At 63.9% G+C, this 15,410-nt stretch carries 12 protein-coding genes; 6 read left to right on the forward strand and 6 right to left on the reverse strand.

The annotated features are described in order from the left end of the window. Positions 1 to 34 precede the first annotated feature (34 nt). Both AACQ95_RS14995 and AACQ95_RS15000 read left to right on the forward strand, forming a co-directional pair. A complete protein-coding gene (locus AACQ95_RS14995; RefSeq protein WP_241279018.1) occupies positions 35 to 886 on the forward strand; it encodes a YjjW family glycine radical enzyme activase in 852 nt (283 codons plus the stop codon). Between the two features lie 207 nt (positions 887 to 1,093). Then, on the forward strand, positions 1,094 to 1,417 hold the full coding sequence (locus AACQ95_RS15000) for a DUF1820 family protein (protein ID WP_043140690.1): 324 nt from the start codon (positions 1,094 to 1,096) through the stop codon (positions 1,415 to 1,417). A 111-nt stretch (positions 1,418 to 1,528) separates the two neighbouring features. Here the strand turns inward: AACQ95_RS15000 and AACQ95_RS15005 are convergent, their stop codons facing one another. The 3 genes from AACQ95_RS15005 to AACQ95_RS15015 form a co-directional block, all read right to left on the reverse strand. Beyond that, on the reverse strand, positions 1,529 to 2,452 hold the full coding sequence (locus AACQ95_RS15005; protein ID WP_241278923.1) for a LysR family transcriptional regulator: 924 nt from the start codon (positions 2,450 to 2,452) through the stop codon (positions 1,529 to 1,531). Between the two features lie 153 nt (positions 2,453 to 2,605). Beyond that, complete coding sequence (locus AACQ95_RS15010; protein ID WP_241278924.1) at positions 2,606 to 3,802, reverse strand: amino acid aminotransferase; 1,197 nt, start codon at positions 3,800 to 3,802, stop codon at positions 2,606 to 2,608. Positions 3,803 to 4,002: 200 nt separating this feature from the next. Further along, the gene (locus AACQ95_RS15015; protein WP_241278925.1) at positions 4,003 to 4,278 is read right to left on the reverse strand and encodes a metal/formaldehyde-sensitive transcriptional repressor; all 276 of its coding nucleotides are present in this window, start codon (positions 4,276 to 4,278) and stop codon (positions 4,003 to 4,005) included. A 71-nt stretch (positions 4,279 to 4,349) separates the two neighbouring features. Here AACQ95_RS15015 and dmeF point away from each other — a divergent pair, with 71 nt between their 5' ends. Continuing rightward, on the forward strand, positions 4,350 to 5,306 hold the full coding sequence (gene dmeF / locus AACQ95_RS15020) for a CDF family Co(II)/Ni(II) efflux transporter DmeF (protein ID WP_043140698.1): 957 nt from the start codon (positions 4,350 to 4,352) through the stop codon (positions 5,304 to 5,306). Between the two features lie 62 nt (positions 5,307 to 5,368). Here dmeF and AACQ95_RS15025 read toward each other — a convergent pair whose 3' ends face one another. After that, entirely contained in the window at positions 5,369 to 5,779 is a 411-nt protein-coding gene (locus AACQ95_RS15025) for a hypothetical protein (RefSeq protein WP_043140700.1), read from the reverse strand. A gap of 265 nt (positions 5,780 to 6,044) precedes the next feature. Here AACQ95_RS15025 and pulA point away from each other — a divergent pair, with 265 nt between their 5' ends. Then, complete coding sequence (gene pulA, locus AACQ95_RS15030) at positions 6,045 to 9,698, forward strand: pullulanase-type alpha-1,6-glucosidase (RefSeq protein ID WP_241278926.1); 3,654 nt, start codon at positions 6,045 to 6,047, stop codon at positions 9,696 to 9,698. Positions 9,699 to 9,893: 195 nt separating this feature from the next. Here the strand turns inward: pulA and AACQ95_RS15035 are convergent, their stop codons facing one another. Continuing rightward, positions 9,894 to 12,317, reverse strand: coding sequence for a zinc/cadmium/mercury/lead-transporting ATPase (locus AACQ95_RS15035; RefSeq protein ID WP_241278927.1), 2,424 nt, complete (start codon positions 12,315 to 12,317; stop codon positions 9,894 to 9,896). Between the two features lie 238 nt (positions 12,318 to 12,555). Here AACQ95_RS15035 and tpx point away from each other — a divergent pair, with 238 nt between their 5' ends. Further along, entirely contained in the window at positions 12,556 to 13,056 is a 501-nt protein-coding gene (tpx, locus tag AACQ95_RS15040) for a thiol peroxidase (RefSeq protein WP_043140547.1), read from the forward strand. A 67-nt stretch (positions 13,057 to 13,123) separates the two neighbouring features. Here tpx and AACQ95_RS15045 read toward each other — a convergent pair whose 3' ends face one another. Next, a complete protein-coding gene (locus tag AACQ95_RS15045) occupies positions 13,124 to 13,942 on the reverse strand; it encodes a transporter substrate-binding domain-containing protein (protein ID WP_241278928.1) in 819 nt (272 codons plus the stop codon). A gap of 171 nt (positions 13,943 to 14,113) precedes the next feature. Between AACQ95_RS15045 and AACQ95_RS15050 the strand changes: the two genes are divergently transcribed. Then, the gene (locus AACQ95_RS15050; RefSeq protein ID WP_241278929.1) at positions 14,114 to 15,334 is read left to right on the forward strand and encodes a DEAD/DEAH box helicase; all 1,221 of its coding nucleotides are present in this window, start codon (positions 14,114 to 14,116) and stop codon (positions 15,332 to 15,334) included. Positions 15,335 to 15,410 lie beyond the last annotated feature (76 nt).

The following is a 15,410-nucleotide window of genomic DNA, read 5'->3' on the forward strand; positions in this document are numbered from 1 at the left end:
CGGCAGTCGGGCAGGGGCGGCGCGCACCGCGACGGTGAGCCGCTGGCTGCCCTTCTCCTGCGTGGACGGGCCGGGCAACCGGCTGGTGCTCTTCCTGCAGGGGTGCAACTTTCGCTGCCCCGGCTGCCACAACCCGCACACTATCGGCATGTGCGATCACTGCGGTGACTGCGTGCCGGCCTGTCCGAGCGGGGCCCTGACGCTCGTCGAGGGCAGGGTACGTTGGCAGGCGGCGCTCTGCACAGATTGCGATCGCTGCATCGACGACTGCCCGCGCCATGCCAGCCCCAAGACCAGCCAGATGTCGGTGGCCGAGGTGCTGGCTCTGCTGCGCCGCTACGGCCCGCTGCTGACCGGCATTACCGTCTCCGGCGGCGAGGCCACCACCCAGCTGCCGTTCGTGATTGCCCTGTTCACGGCCATCAAGGCAGCGCCGGATCTGGCTCACCTCAGCTGCCTGCTCGACAGCAACGGCTCCCTCGCCGCGACCGGCTGGCAGCGGCTGCTGCCGGTGCTCGACGGCGCCATGCTCGATCTCAAGGGGTGGCGCGACTCTGTGCATCACATGCTGACCGGCCATGGCCGCGAGCGGGTGCTGGCCTCGCTGCAACTGCTGGCAAGCCACGGCAAGCTGGCCGAGCTGCGGCTGCTCCATGTGCCGGGACGCAGCGATTTTCTGGATGCCGATGGCAAGCTGGAGGCGGGCCTGGCCAGCTTTCTGCAGAGCCTGGGGCCAGTCCCCATTCGCCTCAATGGTTTTCGCCATCACGGGGTGCGCGGGGTGGCGACGAGCTGGCAGGAGGCGGACAGGGAGGCCTTGACCCGGCTTGCCGCCGCGCTGAGCGAAAGGGGGCTGGGGCCTGTGTCCCTGCCGGCGATCTGCTGAATGGCTACTCGATGCTAATCAATTGATCGCAAAGGTATTTTGTGTGATTTCCTGGTCGATGTCCGGCGAGCAGACGGCAAGTTTGTGGCCTGGCTCCGGGTTTTGGGCTCTGTGAGTCTCAAGATGACGTAACTGTGATTGCTGTCTATTTGAGCTCTGGGAAGGGGCGGCTAGAATGGGGCATTCGCCCACCATCAACAGACGAACATGAGTGAATCCAACGCCTTATACCGAGTGCAGTTCATTTGTCACAACGAGCGTTACGAAGTCTATGTCAGGGAAGTGAGCCAGGGTCAGCTGTTTGGCTTCATCGAGATCGCGAACTTCGTGTGGGACACCCACACGGCGCTCATCGTCGATCCCAGTCACGAGAAATTGAAGAGTGAATTTGCCGACGTCAACCGCACCATGATCCCCATGCACCATGTGCTGCGGGTCGATCAGGTACGCAAGCAGGGGGCTGCCCGCATCACAGAGCTGGGCAACAACGTCGCTTCCTTTCCCAGCCCCATCTATACCAAGAAGCCCTGAGGCTTTCTCCTCTCTGCGAGCCTTGCCATGGGGATCCCGCTGGCGAGGCTCTCTTCTCTTCGGATCTGTATTGGCGCCCGCAGGATCTGCAATGGGTGCCGCCTGGGTTCGCTAACCCAGTTCCCGGGCCAGTTGCAGGATCCGCTGGCGGAACCAGCGCCGCGCGGGCTCTTCACCGGCCGGGCCGTACCACACCAGGCTGTGGGTGACGGCGCCATAGTCGAACGGGACCGGGCGGATCACCAGATCCCGGCTCATGGCCTGCTCGGCCCAGCCTTCGACGGCGGTGAGGATGAGATCGCTCTGGCGCAGCAGGGCCGCCGCGCTGCCAAAATCCGGCAGGGTGGCGCTGATCTGGCGGCGTACCTGCAACTGGGCCAGGCTCTGCTCGAAGAAGGGGTTGGCCAGCTCCTGATCGCGAATGGCGATATGGCGCCAGCTCAGGTAGGCATCCAGATCCCAGGGCTTGTCCAGCGCCGGGTGGCCTGCCCGCAACAGGCAGACCAGCTTGTCTTCCCGCAGCGTCTCCCATACCAGACCCGGTTGGCGGGGCAGGGGCTGGCTCTGATCGTGGGGCAGGATCACGAAGTCGAGCTTGCCCGCCGCCAATGCCGCCAGCCCCTGTTCATCCTTGTTCCAGATGTCGGGCACCAGACCGGGCACCTCCCGCATCAGCTGGCCGAGAATGGGGCCCATGGGCCAGACCATGCCGCTTTCGCGCAGGGCGAATTTCAGTTGTCCCTGCCAGGTGGCGGGGTCGAAACCGCCCTGGCTGGTGAGGCTGTTCAGCTCGCTCAGCAGCCGGTGCAGGGTGGGGCCGAGTCGCTCGGCAAACGGGGTCAGCAACAGCTGGTTGCCCTGGCGGTAGAGCAGCTGATCGCCGAGCAGATCCCGCAACTGGTTGAGGGTCTTGCTGACGGTGGAGGGGGTGGTACAGAGCCGCTCGGCTGTGCGGGTGACGCTCTGGCTGTCGAGCAGCAGGTGCAGGGTGACCAGATGGCGGCCGCCCAGCCGGGACAGGGCAATCAGATCCATAGAGACTCCACAAGCGAGACAAGTGCGGGCAGGGGCGGTCGATTGACCCGGTGGCGACCCCTCACAGTCAAACATGACAGTGCAATCAGGTTCATAGCGGCTCCATAAAATCGGGACAAACAAAAAGCCCCGCCGAGGCGGGGCTTGAGCGGATTAGCCCTTGAGCACGGCCGCCATGGCGTCGGCCACGTAGTCGACGTTGCGGCTGTTGAGACCCGCCACGCACATGCGACCGGATCGCACCAGATAGACGGCGAACTCTTCGCGCAGTCTGTCAACCTGCTCCGGGGTGAAGCCGGTGTAGCTGAACATGCCGCGCTGGCTGATGAAGTAGCCAAAATCGCGGCCAGGCACTTTGGCGCTCAGCACCTCGAACAGCTTCTGGCGCATGGCCTTGATGCGGGTGCGCATCTCGCCCACCTCGTCGACCCAGAGGGCGTGCAGACTGGCATCGTTCATCACGGCCGCGGTGATCTGGCCGCCGTGGGTGGGGGGGCTTGAGTAGTTGCGACGCACGGTCGCCTTCATCTGGCCCAGCACCCGGCTCGCCTCTTCGGCATCCTTGCAGATGACCGACAGGCCGCCGCAACGTTCGCCGTAGAAGGAGAGGTTCTTGGAAAACGAGTTGCTGACGAAGAAGCTGACACCGGCGGCCACCATGGCGCGAATGGCGTAGGCATCCTCTTCCAGCCCGTCACCGAAGCCCTGATAGGCGATGTCCATGAAAGGAATGAGATTCTTCTCGACCACCAGCGCAATGACCCTGTCCCACTGGGCAGAGGAGAGATCCACACCGGTCGGGTTGTGACAGCAGGGGTGCAGCAGCACTATGCTTTTCGCCGGCAGGCTGCTCAGGCAGTCGAGCATGGCATCGAACTGGACGCCGCCGCTGGCTTCATCGTAGTAGGGGTAGTCGTGCACCTTGATGCCGGCCCCCTCGAACATGGCCTTGTGGTTGTCCCAGGTCGGATTGCTGACCCACACCTCCGAGGTCGGGAAGTAGCGCTTGAGCAGGTCGGCGCCGATCTTGAGCGCGCCCGAGCCGCCTATGGTCTGGATGGTGGCGATGCGGCCGGCCTTGACCGCCTCATGGTCGGCGCCAAACAGCAGGTGCTGCACCGCGGTGCGGTAGTTGGCGGCACCCTCCATCGGCTGATAGGGGCGCGGTGCCGGCGCGGCGGCGCGGCGGGCTTCTGCCTGCTGCACCGAGGCCAGCAGCGGAATGCGGCCCTGCTCGTCGTAATAGAGGCCGATCCCCAGGTTCACCTTCTGCTCGCGGGTGTCTTTGTGGAAGGTCTCGACCAGGGTCAGTATGGGGTCGCCAGCGTAGGCATCGACGTGTTCAAACATGGGGGGTCCTTGCGAAGTGGAATCCAGGGTAAGGCGATCAACGATCGGCGGTCATGATGGCGTAAAGCGGGCGAGGGCTCAAGTCTGAAACGGACCTGGGATGCCCGGTCGACCCAGCCCGGCTGTCAAGCGGCCCGCGCTGCCGAGGCATTTCAGCGCAGGCATGCAGGCTGGCCGCCAGCGGGCAGGCGGGGGCTCCCTTACTTCAGATAGGATCTCAGCACCCGCACCACCTGATCCAGATCTTCCAGCCGCTCGGTCGGGGTGGCCTCCTCGGCGCCCAGATGTTCGCGCATATGCCCCTCAAGCACCTCCAGCATCAGGCCGTTGACGGCGCCGCGGATGGCGGCTATCTGCTGCAAAATGGCGGCGCAGTCACCCTCCTGCTCCAGCGCGCTTTCCAGTGCGCCTGTCTGGCCCTTGATGCGGCGCACCCGCGCCAGCAGCTTCTTTTTGCCGTGAATGGTGTGTGACATGCAGGATCCTCTCGATCAATAAAACTATACTGGGGTATAGTATATTGCATTGTCGCCCTCAGGAGAAATTCATGTCATCCCTCGTCTCATCCCATTGCCATCAACCCGTCGTACACCAGGGCAATCCGCTGGCCGAACAGAAGACCCGCTGGGCCGTGCTGCTCACCGTCATCATGATGGTGGCGGAGATCAGCGGCGGCTGGTTCTACAACTCAATGGCGCTGCTGGCCGACGGCTGGCACATGAGCTCCCACGCGCTGGCGCTCGGCCTCTCGGTGCTGGCCTACCGCGCAGCCCGCCACTTCGCCCGTGACCACAGATTCAGCTTCGGCACCTGGAAGATAGAGGTGCTTGGCGGCTTCACCAGCGCCCTGCTGCTGGTGGGAGTGGCGGCTCTTATGCTGTTCGAATCTGTGTTCCGGCTGCTGGATCCCAGCCCGATCCACTATCAGCAGGCCATCGTCATCGCCATAGTCGGCCTGCTGGTGAATCTGGCCTGTGCCTGGCTGCTGAAGGACGATCATGGTCATCACCACGGTCATGACCATGGCCACCATCATGATCATCACGGCCACGATCATCATGACCATGCTGACCACCAGGGCCATCAGGATCTGAACCTGCGTGCCGCCTACATCCATGTGCTGGCGGATGCGGCCACCTCGGTACTGGCCATACTGGCGCTGGTGGGTGGCATGTGGTGGGGGGCCGACTGGCTGGATCCCCTGATGGGCATAGCGGGCGCCGTACTGGTGGCTGTGTGGGCCTGGGGTCTGCTGCGCGACTCGGGCCGGGTGCTGCTGGATGCCGAGATGGATACCCCGCTGGTGGCGGAGATCCGCGAGGTGATAGCTGAGTTGCCGGAGGCCGAGATCCGCGATCTGCACGTCTGGCGGGTGGGGCAGGAGCAGTATGCCTGCGTGCTCTCCCTGCTGATGGCGGCCCCCATGCCTGCCCGGGAGATCCGCGAGCGACTCGCCATCCACGAGGAGCTGGTGCACGTCACCATAGAGATTGCCCAGCCCTGATCATGCCCGGCCGGCCACACAAGACATGAAGAAGGGGCCCAGGCCCCTTCTTGTGGTTTTAATCAGTGGTGCTGGCCGTGATCATCGTCCGGCTTGTGCTGCCAGATGGCCCCCAGCAGCAGCTTGAGCAGCAGCTGGGGCGGGTTGTCCAGCAAGGATCCCGACTCCAGCTGCAGGTGGCCATCGGCCCGAAAGCCCAGGCTGGCGTGGACTGTGCCATCTTCGCTGCCCACCTGGATGAGACCGCTCAAGGTGCCACGCTCCCCCGGCTGGCAGCGCAGGCGCAGCTCGCGCGGCTCCCCCAGCAGGGTGAAGGCCCGGCAGAGGGGCGGTGTGTCTTCATAGTCGGGCCAGTTGAAGAAGTGGTACTGCTCGGCGAGTACGCCCGCCTGCTGGCAAAATTGGTCAAACAACTGCGCGATCGCCTGATACTCCTGATCCAGCCGTTTGGCCTGTTCCTCAATTCGCTTCATATGCCGTGACTCCTTCTCTATCCACTTGATCGGAAATTGATTTTTCCGGTATGGACTCGTCTGTCTGCTGGTATGGGCCGAAAGTGAGGCCGGGTCTGTGAGCCCGATCCAACTTTCGTTATGAAAACGTTATCTTGTTGAAAAGGGTTGGTTTTTTTGCCCTGCTGCTCACATTTGAAACGATTGCCGCTGATTAATATGGCACCGCTCGGCAATGACCGGGTACTCGACTATCGAGACTAACTACAGCGGGAATTATAAAAAAATGGATATGAAAAAGACCAAAGTGGCGCTGGTAACAGCCTCACTGCTCGCGCTTTTGTCCGGCTGCAATGACAACAGCTCCTCCCCCACCCCTGACCCTACTGACGGCCCCGTCGCCCGTCTGCCCAATGTGCAACCCCCTGCCGAGCAACTGGTGGCCGGGCCCGATCAGGCGGTGATCGCCCTGGTGGATACCCAGACCAGCGCGGCGCGCGGGGTGGATGGTCCCTTTGCCAACTACAGCCTGCACCTGTGGAACAACGACGCCTGCAGCGCCACCGCCGAGAGCGGCCTCAACGCGGGCTGGGATGACAAGGTCAATACCCCGGCGGCGGCCGACGGCTTCGGTCCCAGTTGGGTGGTACCGCTGGCCAAGCTGGAAGGCTGTATCAACTTTATCGCCCGCAACGGCGATCTGGCGAACCTGACCGGCAGCGACATGAAGGTGGTCTTCAGCGATCACCCGGATCGCACAGTGGCAATCGTCGCGGGCAAGAGCGAGGTCTTCGGCAGTCGTGCCGACGCCTTCACTGCCGCCTTTGGCGTGGCGGGGGCCAGCGCCCATCTGATCGATGGCAACACCCTGATCTGGCAAGGGGGCAAGGACAAGCCCCATGTGCGCCTCTATTACACTGAGTCGGGCACCATCAAGGCCAATGCGGAAGGGGTATTCGACTTCCCCTACATCACTCTAACGGCTACCAGTCTCACTGCCGAGCAGCAGGCCAAGTATCCGCACCTCAAGGATGCCGCCGCCTTCGCCCTGCCGGCTGGCAAGGACCTCAAGCCCCTGCTCAAGGGCGAGCTGGTGGCCATAGGCACAGATGCCGACGGCATACTGCAGGGGGCAACCCTGGTGCAGAGCGCCGGTGCCCTCGATGCCCTCTATGCCGACGCCGCCGCCAAGCTGGCCTATGGCGCCATCGTCGAGGGGGGCAATGTCACCTTCCGGCTGTGGGCGCCGACCGCTAAGTCGGTCAAGCTGGCACTGTTTGATGACAAGCACAGGGCGCTGGGCGAGCGCACCATGACTCGGGACGAGGCCAGCGGCAGCTGGAGCGTGCAGGGTGGCAGCGAGCTGGTAGGCAAGTTCTACCGCTACGACATCCAAGTCTATCACCCGGTCAGCCGCAAGCTGGAATCCTATCAGGTGACAGACCCCTACTCCCTGAGCCTGGCGATGAACTCAGAGTTCAGCCAGGTGGTGGATCTCGATGATCCGGCCCTCAAGCCGGAAGGGTGGGACAGCCTGAAGGCGCCCCACAGCCAGCAGAACCCTGCCGACATCACCATCTATGAGGCCCATGTCCGCGATCTGACCGGCAACGACGACTCCACCTTGCCTGCGCACCGCGGCAAGTTCCTGGGGCTGACCGACAGCGACAGCGTGCCGGTCAAGCACCTGCAGGCGCTGGCCAAGAGCGGCGTCAGCCACCTGCATTTGTTGCCGGTGTTCGACATCGCCACCGTCAACGAGGATCCGGCCAAGGTGGCCAACCTTGCCGATGACTTCAGCAAGCTGTGTCAGGTCAACCCCGAGGTGCAGAACTCCAAGTTCGCCAGCCATTGCGGTGGCGGTCAGACCATAGAAGCCGTGCTCACCGATCTGCAGGGGGCCGACAGCAAGGAGAACCCGCAGGTACAGGAGCTTTACGGCTATCTGCGCGGGGTGGACTCCTTCAACTGGGGCTATGACCCTTACCACTACACGGCGCCGGAAGGCTCTTACGCCACCAATGCCGAGGGCAGCCAGCGCATCCTGGAGTTCCGCGAGATGGTCAAGGCCATCAAGCAGAACATCGGCATGAACGTGGTGATGGACGTGGTCTACAACCACACCAACGAGGCAGGCCTGGGTCCCAAGTCGGTGCTCGACAAAATAGTGCCCTGGTACTATCAGCGCCTCAATCCGGAGACCGGCTCGGTGGAGAACTCCACCTGCTGCTCCAACACGGCGCCGGAACACGCCATGTTCGCCAAGCTGATGGATGACTCCCTGGTCACCTGGGCCCGCGACTACAAGATCGACGCCTTCCGCTTCGACCTGATGGGCCACCACCCGAAAGATCAGATGGTGCAGGCGCTGGCCGCGGTGAAGAAGGTCAACCCCGAGATGTACTTCTACGGCGAGGGCTGGAACTTCGGCGAGGTGCAGGATGACAAGCGCTTCGTGCAGGCGACCCAGAAGCACCTGGGCGGCACCGGCATAGGTTCCTTCTCCGACCGGCTGCGGGATGCGGTGCGCGGCGGCAGTCCGTTTGACGGTGGCGATACCATTCGCAAGACCCAGGGCTTCGGCAACGGTGCCCTGGTGGATGCCAACGAGATGGACGGCGTCGAGCTGGCCACGGCGCTGCATCAATCCGACCTGGTTCGCCTCGGCATGGCCGGCAACCTCAAGGATTTCGTGCTGACCGACAAGGATGGCATGCCGAAGAAGGGCTCCGACATCGACTACAACGGTCAAGCTGCGGGTTATGCCCAGGATCCGACCGAGATCCAGAACTATGTCGACAAGCACGACAACCAGACCCTGTTCGACAACCTGATCTACAAGGCGCCGGAAGGAGCCGATCTGGTGCGGATGCAGGGGGTGTCGCTGGCCACCGCCATGCTGGGGCAGGGCATTCCGTTTACCCACGCCGGTGTCGAGCTGCTGCGCTCCAAATCCATGGAGCGGGACAGCTACGACTCGGGTGACTGGTACAACAGAGTCGACTACACCCTTGCCGACAACAACTTCAACAAGGGGTTGCCGCGCAAGGACAAGGATGGCGACAACTATCCGCTGATCGAGCAGGTGCTCGGCAAGCACGTCAAGCCGAGCGGGGCCGACATGGCGACCATGGTGGGCTTCTACCAGGAGCTGGCCGAGCTGCGTCAATCCTCCCGCCTGCTGCGTCTTGGCAGCGGCGCCGAGGTGATCAAGCGGGTCGACTTCCGCAACACTGGCCCGGATCAGGAGCCCGGCCTCATAGTGATGACGGTGGATGACGGCATCAATGCGGGTGCGGATCTGGATCCGGCCATCGACGGTCTGGTGGTGATGATCAACGCCACCAATGCCCCCCAGAGCATCGGCGACTTCCGTGACGGCAATGATCAGCCCATCGATCTGAGCACGCTGCAACTGAGCCCGGCCCACCATGCCGGTAGCAGCATAGCCCGCGATGCCGCCGTCAATGGCGGTACCCTGACCCTGGGGGCCTGGTCCGCTGCCGTGTTCGTCAAGCCGCAGGCCGGTGCCCAGGGCGCGGGTCTGCCGGTGAGCAAGAAGACAGATCTGAGCACGGTTCCGCCGTTTGGTGACACAGATGTCTTCGTGCGTGGTTTCCTGAACCAATGGGATCCGGTCAACAAGATGATCTTTGGCGGCAACTTCACCTACGAGTTCACCACAGAAGTGACGGTCGACAAGCTGGGGATGACCCAGGTGAAGATTGCCGGTAGTGACTGGGGCGGCTCGATCAACTACGGCAAGTGCAGCAACACCGACCAGCTGGCGACAGGCCAGGTCAGTGTGCTCTGTGCCAATGGCGGTGATTTGCCGTTCAATGCTGACAAGGCGGGCAGCTACAAGTTCGTCTTTACCGCCATGAACAAGGAGAAACCAAGCTTGAGTGTCAGCTTTACCGCACCCACTGCGACCAAGTAAGCAGCCCCATCGAGCCCGGGGCTGGCTCGGCAGCCCAGGGTTGAATTCCACCTTGCCAAGGGTGGGATAACGCCGAGAGCGTAAGCAAAGCGCGACTGCCAACCGGCAGCCGCGCTTTTTCTTTGTCGTCGTGGGCGAGGCAATAAAAAAGCCGCCCCACTGGGGCGGCTGTTGGCTGTGCCGTTAACGGCTGGTTTAGCGCTTGCGCAGCAGGCGCAGGGCGTTGGCCGTCACCAGGGCGGTGGCGCCGGTATCCGCCAGCACGGCAATCCACAGACCCGTGATGCCGAGCAGACTGGTGACCAGGAAGATGGCCTTGAGCCCCAGCGCCAGCGCTATGTTCTGGTGGATGTTGGCCAGCGCCGCCCGCGACAAGCGGATCATGGCGGCGATGCCGCCGAGCTGGTTGTGGGTCAGGGCGGCATCGGCCGTCTCCAGCGCCACGTCTGTGCCGCCACCCATGGCGATGCCGATGCTGGCGCGCTTCATGGCGGGGGCGTCGTTGATGCCGTCCCCTATCATGGCGACCTTCTGGCTGGTGGCCAGCTTGGCTATCTCCTCCACCTTGCCCTCCGGCAGCAGGCTGGCGCGCCAGCCCATGCCGAGTTCGTTGGCAATCGCCTCGGCGGCGCGCGGGTTGTCGCCGGTCAGCATTATGCTGCGCAGTCCCAGCCCCTTGAGCTCCGCCAAGGCCGCTGCCGCCTCGGGCCGGAGCTGATCCCGCAGGGCCAGCAGGGCCGCCGGTGCTGCGCCCGGTTGGCCGAGCACGACTACCGTTTTGCCCTGCTGCTCAAGGGTGGCTATCTGGGCGTTGAGGGCATGGCTCAGCGAGTCAATCCGGCTCGGCGCCAGCAGTTGCCAGAGGGTGCCGTCGATGCGCCCCTCCACCCCCATGCCCGGCAGGGCGCGCAGATCCTGAGCCGCGGCCAGAGTCAGTCCCTGCTCGGTCGCTTTGGCTACCACGGCCCGGGCCAGCGGGTGGTGGGAGCCCTGCTCTATGGCGGCGGCCAGTGCCAGCAGTTCGGCTTCAGGCCGGCCACTGAGGCTGACCAGCTCGGTCAGCTGCGGCTTGCCCAGGGTCAGGGTGCCTGTCTTGTCAAACGCCACTGTATCTATGTGGGCCAGTCGCTCCAGCGCGGCGCCGCCCTTGATCAGGGCCCCCTGTCGGGTCGCCGCCGCCAGGGCGGAGGTGACAGCCGCCGGAGTGGAGATCACCAGGGCGCAGGGGCAGCCGATGAGCAGCAGCGCCAGTCCGCGATAGACCCACTCGTCCCAGCTCTGGCCGAAGGCCAGCGGCGGCACTATCACCACCAGTAGGGCGACCAGCATCATGGCCGGGGTATACCAGCGACTGAAGCGGTCGATGAAACGCTCTATGGGGGCGCGCTGGGTCTCGGCCTCCTCGATCAGGTGCAGTATGCGGTCGATGGCGTTGTTGCCGGGCTCGGACACCACCTCGAGGCGCAGCACCCGATCCGCCGCCAGACTGCCGGCGGGCACCTTGTCACCCTGGCGACGCTCCACCGGAATGGATTCCCCGGTCAGGGCGCTCTCATCAAAGGCGCCGAGGGCGTCGAGCAGACGGGCATCCGCCGGCAGGCGGGCGCCAGGGGCTATCTCTATGATGTCGCCGGGACGCAGCTGGTCGGCCGCCACCTCTTCCCGCACGTCACCGTCAATCGTGGTGCGGATCCGCAGCGCCTTGTCGGGCACCAGCGCCATCAGGGCCGTGACCCCGGCGCGGGCACGGCCGGCGGCGTAGGCCTCCAGATGTTCCCCCAGCATGAAGAGCAGCAGCACCATGGCCGCCTCGGCGGTTTCACCGAGGAAGAGGGCGCCCAGCGCCGCCACCGTCATCAGGGTCTCGATGGCGAAGGGGGAGCCGCTCTTGGTCAGGGCCCAGGCCTTGCGGGAGATGGGCCACAGGCCCCAGAGGGTGGCCAGGGTAAACAGCGGCTGACCGAACTCTTTCGGCAGCAGGGCCGCTACCAGCATCAGGCCGGCCAGCGACAGCGGCTGCCAATATTTGGCGAGCAGGCTCATCTGCGGGCTGCGCCGCCTGGCGTTGTCGTCCCCGGGCTGAGTTGCGCCCTTGAGCCGGAAACCCGCGGCCAGCACGGCGGCGGTGACGGGATCGGGGGAGAGGCCGGGGGCGAGATCCACCACCAGCTTCTCGGTGGCAAACAGTACCCGGGCCTGCTGCACGCCCGCGACCCGGCTGACGGCTGTCTCGATCTTGCGGGCACAGCTGGGGCAATCCATCCCCAGCACCTGCCAGCTGTGGCGGCGACTGTCCTGCTCCGGCGCGATTAACGGCTCGGCGGTGTCGGCGGTTTGCTCATGGTGATCATGCCCATGATGCTCATGGTCATGGGGCGGCTGCGGGCTGCAGCAGCCCTGGCTGTGACAGCCTGCTCTGGGGGGCTCTTCGTCCCCCGGCGATTCACTTACCCCCTGATCCTGATGATCATGGGGGGCCTTGCTGGCACAGCTGCTGACCGGCGTGGCACTGTCACAGCAATGGCTGTCGTGCTGATGCTCGTTCTGACTGGTGGCAGACTTGCTGACGGCCTTGATGGGGGCGGCGGCAGCTTGATGGCTGCAGCAGGATTTGCTCATGATGAGTCCCTCTTGGATGGATCCCGCCGGTGCGAGATCTTCGATAACTGAGCCGAGTGTAAACCTTGGTGTTAAGTCCAAGGTCAAGCTCCTTTATCTTGCTGACTGAGCCGGCAGGGGCTAGCTGTCCGGGTCAGGATAAAACGCCCTTATATCCTTGTGGTTGGCGGGTGTTTGTCACCGCCCGGCGCGCCTATACTGGGGAGCCCTATCCTCCCTCGATAATCAAGGACATAACATGAGCAATTCCGTTACCCTGCAAGGCAACCCCGTCTCCGTCGCCGGTCACTTCCCCGTTGCCGGTGAGCAGGCCAAGCCCTTCTCCCTGGTTGCCAAGGATCTGTCCGACCTGACCCTGGCGGCCTACGCCGGTCAGCGCAAGATCCTGAACATATTCCCGAGCGTCGATACCCCGACTTGTGCCACCTCAGTGCGCAAATTCAACGAACAGGCCAGCGCGCTGGAGAACACAGTCGTGCTCTGCATCTCCGCCGATCTGCCGTTCGCCCAGTCCCGCTTCTGCGGCGCCGAGGGTCTGGACAAGGTGGTGACTCTCTCCACCCTGCGTGGTGCTGCCTTCCTGCAGGACTACGGCGTGGCCTTCTCCTCCGGTCCGCTGGTTGGCCTGGCCGCCCGCGCCATAGTGGTGCTGGATGCAGACAACAAGGTGCTGCACAGCGAGCTGGTGGCCGAAGTGGCCGACGAGCCGAACTACGCCGCTGCCCTGGCCGCGCTGTAAGTTTGTGAGTTCAAAAATCCCGCCACGGCACGCCGTGGCGGGATTTTTTATGGATGGCGTCTGGTCATCAGGGCGTGCTGGATGACGCCGGCGGGGCCAATGGCTCGGGATGGGGCTGCCACACCTCATAAGGGCGATGCAGCCTGGAGTAGATCTCGGCCAACTTGCCGGACGCGGCCAGCCGGTCGATGGCCGTGCTGAGGAAGTGATCCATATCATCACCCGCCGCCCCCTTGGCGATGATGAAGACATCCTCGAAATCGCCGAAGTGTTCCCGGTGGATGTTGGTCAGCCCCAGCTGGCGCAGCACCAGGTCGGCTTCCTCCTGGGCCCAGATGAAGGCATCGATGCGACCGCGTGAGAGCTTGCGCAGCGACTGCTCTATGCTCATGGACCTTTGCAGCGGAATGGGCAGAAAGCCCGGAGTGGCTTCGATCAGCAGATCCCGTTGGGTAGGCTCAACCCCATAGGCCATATCGGTGGTGACGGGGTGAGCCGTGTTGCTGTAGATGACATGGGTGACTTTGCCAAAGCTGCGGGTACTGAAGCGATAGGGCAGCATGTCCGCATCGTGCAGATTGCGGATCGCGGGCAGGCTGAAGTCGGCTTTACCTGCGATGACACCGGCCATGGCACGGGCAATGGGGTATATGGTGATACGGATGCTGACCTCGGGAGACTGTTCATCAATCGCCTGCACCAGATCGACGAAGGGACCCGTCTTGTCGGCGTTGATAAGACCTGGCAGCTCGCCAAGATGGGCATTGAGGATGCGAACCGGTTTGTCCGAAGGCGTGGCCGGCGTGCCTGCCAGGGAGAGGCTCAGGGTGGTCAACCCCAGCAGGCCGAGCAGGGTAAACAGCAAGATATAGGTATATCTGGTCATGATCTGGTCACACCCTTGGGTGATGGTTCCAGAAGTGTAGTCTGAGGTGCTCCGGTCATATCGAACCGGGCTCGATTGCAGAGCCCGCGATGGATGAGATTTTACTTATAGCTCCCTGCTCACTAGACTTCGCCTCCCACTTCTTTATTCAGCCGATATCTGCGTAGCCCCATGACCTTTAGCGAACTCGACCTCAATCCCGCCCTGCTGGCGGCCCTGCCTGCCAGCCTGCACACCCCGACCCGCATCCAGCAGCTTGCGATACCCGTGGTATTGGCGGGGCAGGATCTGCTGGCGCTGGCCCAGACCGGCAGCGGCAAGACGCTGGCGTTCGGGCTGCCGCTGCTGCAACGGCTGGATCCCGCCTCAAGTCTGGTGCAGGGGCTGGTGCTGGTGCCGACCCGCGAGCTGGCCACCCAGGTGAGCGCCGCCTTGCAAGGGGCTGCCGAGGCGCTGGGGCTGCGCGTTTTGACCCTGTGCGGCGGCGTGGCGCAGGAGCGGCAACAGGCCGAACTTGCGCTGGGGCCGCAGCTGCTGGTGGCGACGCCGGGGCGGCTGCGGGATCTGCTCACTCAGCAAGTGCTGGGGCTGGATGGCCTGCAACAGCTGGTGCTGGATGAGGCGGATCGCCTGCTGGAGATGGGCTTCTGGCCCGATATCCAGTGGCTGATGAATGAGATGCCCGCCGAGCGTCAGACCCTGCTCTTCTCCGCCACCCTGCCTGCCGAGCTGGATGAGCTGGCGACCGGCCTGCTGACAGAGCCGACCCGCATCGAGGCCAATCCCCTCAACAGCCTGGTGAACGAGATCGAGGAGCGGCTCTATCTGGTCAACAAGAGCAGCAAGGTGCCGGCGCTGATCAGCTTGCTCAAGGAGCAGGCCTGGCCGCAGGTGCTGGTGTTCATCAGTGCGCGGGACGATGCCGACGGCGTGGCCAGGAAGCTGGCCAGGACGGGGATCCCGGTTGCCGCCCTGCATGGCGAGAAGGAACAGGCGGTGCGGGATCAGGCGCTCGACGATTTCAAGGCTGGCAAGGTGCGGGTGCTGGTGGCCACCGACCTGATGGCGCGGGGCATACATGTGGAGGCATTGCCTGTGGTGATCAACCTGGACTTGCCCGCCAGCGCCCCCGTTTATGTTCACCGTATCGGCCGCACCGCCCGCGCCGGGCGCGAGGGGCTGGCCATTTCGCTGGTGTGCCACGGCGAGAGCGATACCCTGGCGGCGATCCGCACCCTCACCGGCCGCGAGCTGCCGCTGTGGGAACTCGCCGGTTTCCCGGTGACCGATCTGCCCGCCAGCGGGGAGGGCAAGCGCCCCCCGCGCGACAAGCAGGCGAACCGCCGTACCGCCAACAAGCGCAGCGTCAAGCAGTTCAAGGGCAAGGCCTGATTCAAGGATGATCTGCCCGATTGGGCAGTACCAAAGGACGCCGGTTTCACTATGCTCCATGGGTTCAACCACGGAG

This window comes from Aeromonas sp. MR19, assembly GCF_963899305.1.
GTDB classification, from domain to species: Bacteria; Pseudomonadota; Gammaproteobacteria; order Enterobacterales; family Aeromonadaceae; genus Aeromonas; species Aeromonas bestiarum.

Excerpts from the sequence above, each read along its gene's own strand:
- pulA (WP_241278926.1), top strand. The coding sequence starts at position 6,045 with ATGGATATGAAAAAGACCAAAGTGGCGCTGGTAACAGCCTCACTGCTC.
- dmeF (WP_043140698.1), top strand. The coding sequence starts at position 4,350 with ATGTCATCCCTCGTCTCATCCCATTGCCATCAACCCGTCGTACACCAG.
- AACQ95_RS15005 (WP_241278923.1), bottom strand. The coding sequence starts at position 2,452 with ATGGATCTGATTGCCCTGTCCCGGCTGGGCGGCCGCCATCTGGTCACC.
- AACQ95_RS15050 (WP_241278929.1), top strand. The coding sequence starts at position 14,114 with ATGACCTTTAGCGAACTCGACCTCAATCCCGCCCTGCTGGCGGCCCTG.
- AACQ95_RS15010 (WP_241278924.1), bottom strand. The coding sequence starts at position 3,802 with ATGTTTGAACACGTCGATGCCTACGCTGGCGACCCCATACTGACCCTG.
- tpx (WP_043140547.1), top strand. The coding sequence starts at position 12,556 with ATGAGCAATTCCGTTACCCTGCAAGGCAACCCCGTCTCCGTCGCCGGT.
- AACQ95_RS15015 (WP_241278925.1), bottom strand. The coding sequence starts at position 4,278 with ATGTCACACACCATTCACGGCAAAAAGAAGCTGCTGGCGCGGGTGCGC.
- AACQ95_RS15000 (WP_043140690.1), top strand. The coding sequence starts at position 1,094 with ATGAGTGAATCCAACGCCTTATACCGAGTGCAGTTCATTTGTCACAAC.
- AACQ95_RS15035 (WP_241278927.1), bottom strand. The coding sequence starts at position 12,317 with ATGAGCAAATCCTGCTGCAGCCATCAAGCTGCCGCCGCCCCCATCAAG.
- AACQ95_RS15025 (WP_043140700.1), bottom strand. The coding sequence starts at position 5,779 with ATGAAGCGAATTGAGGAACAGGCCAAACGGCTGGATCAGGAGTATCAG.
- AACQ95_RS15045 (WP_241278928.1), bottom strand. The coding sequence starts at position 13,942 with ATGACCAGATATACCTATATCTTGCTGTTTACCCTGCTCGGCCTGCTG.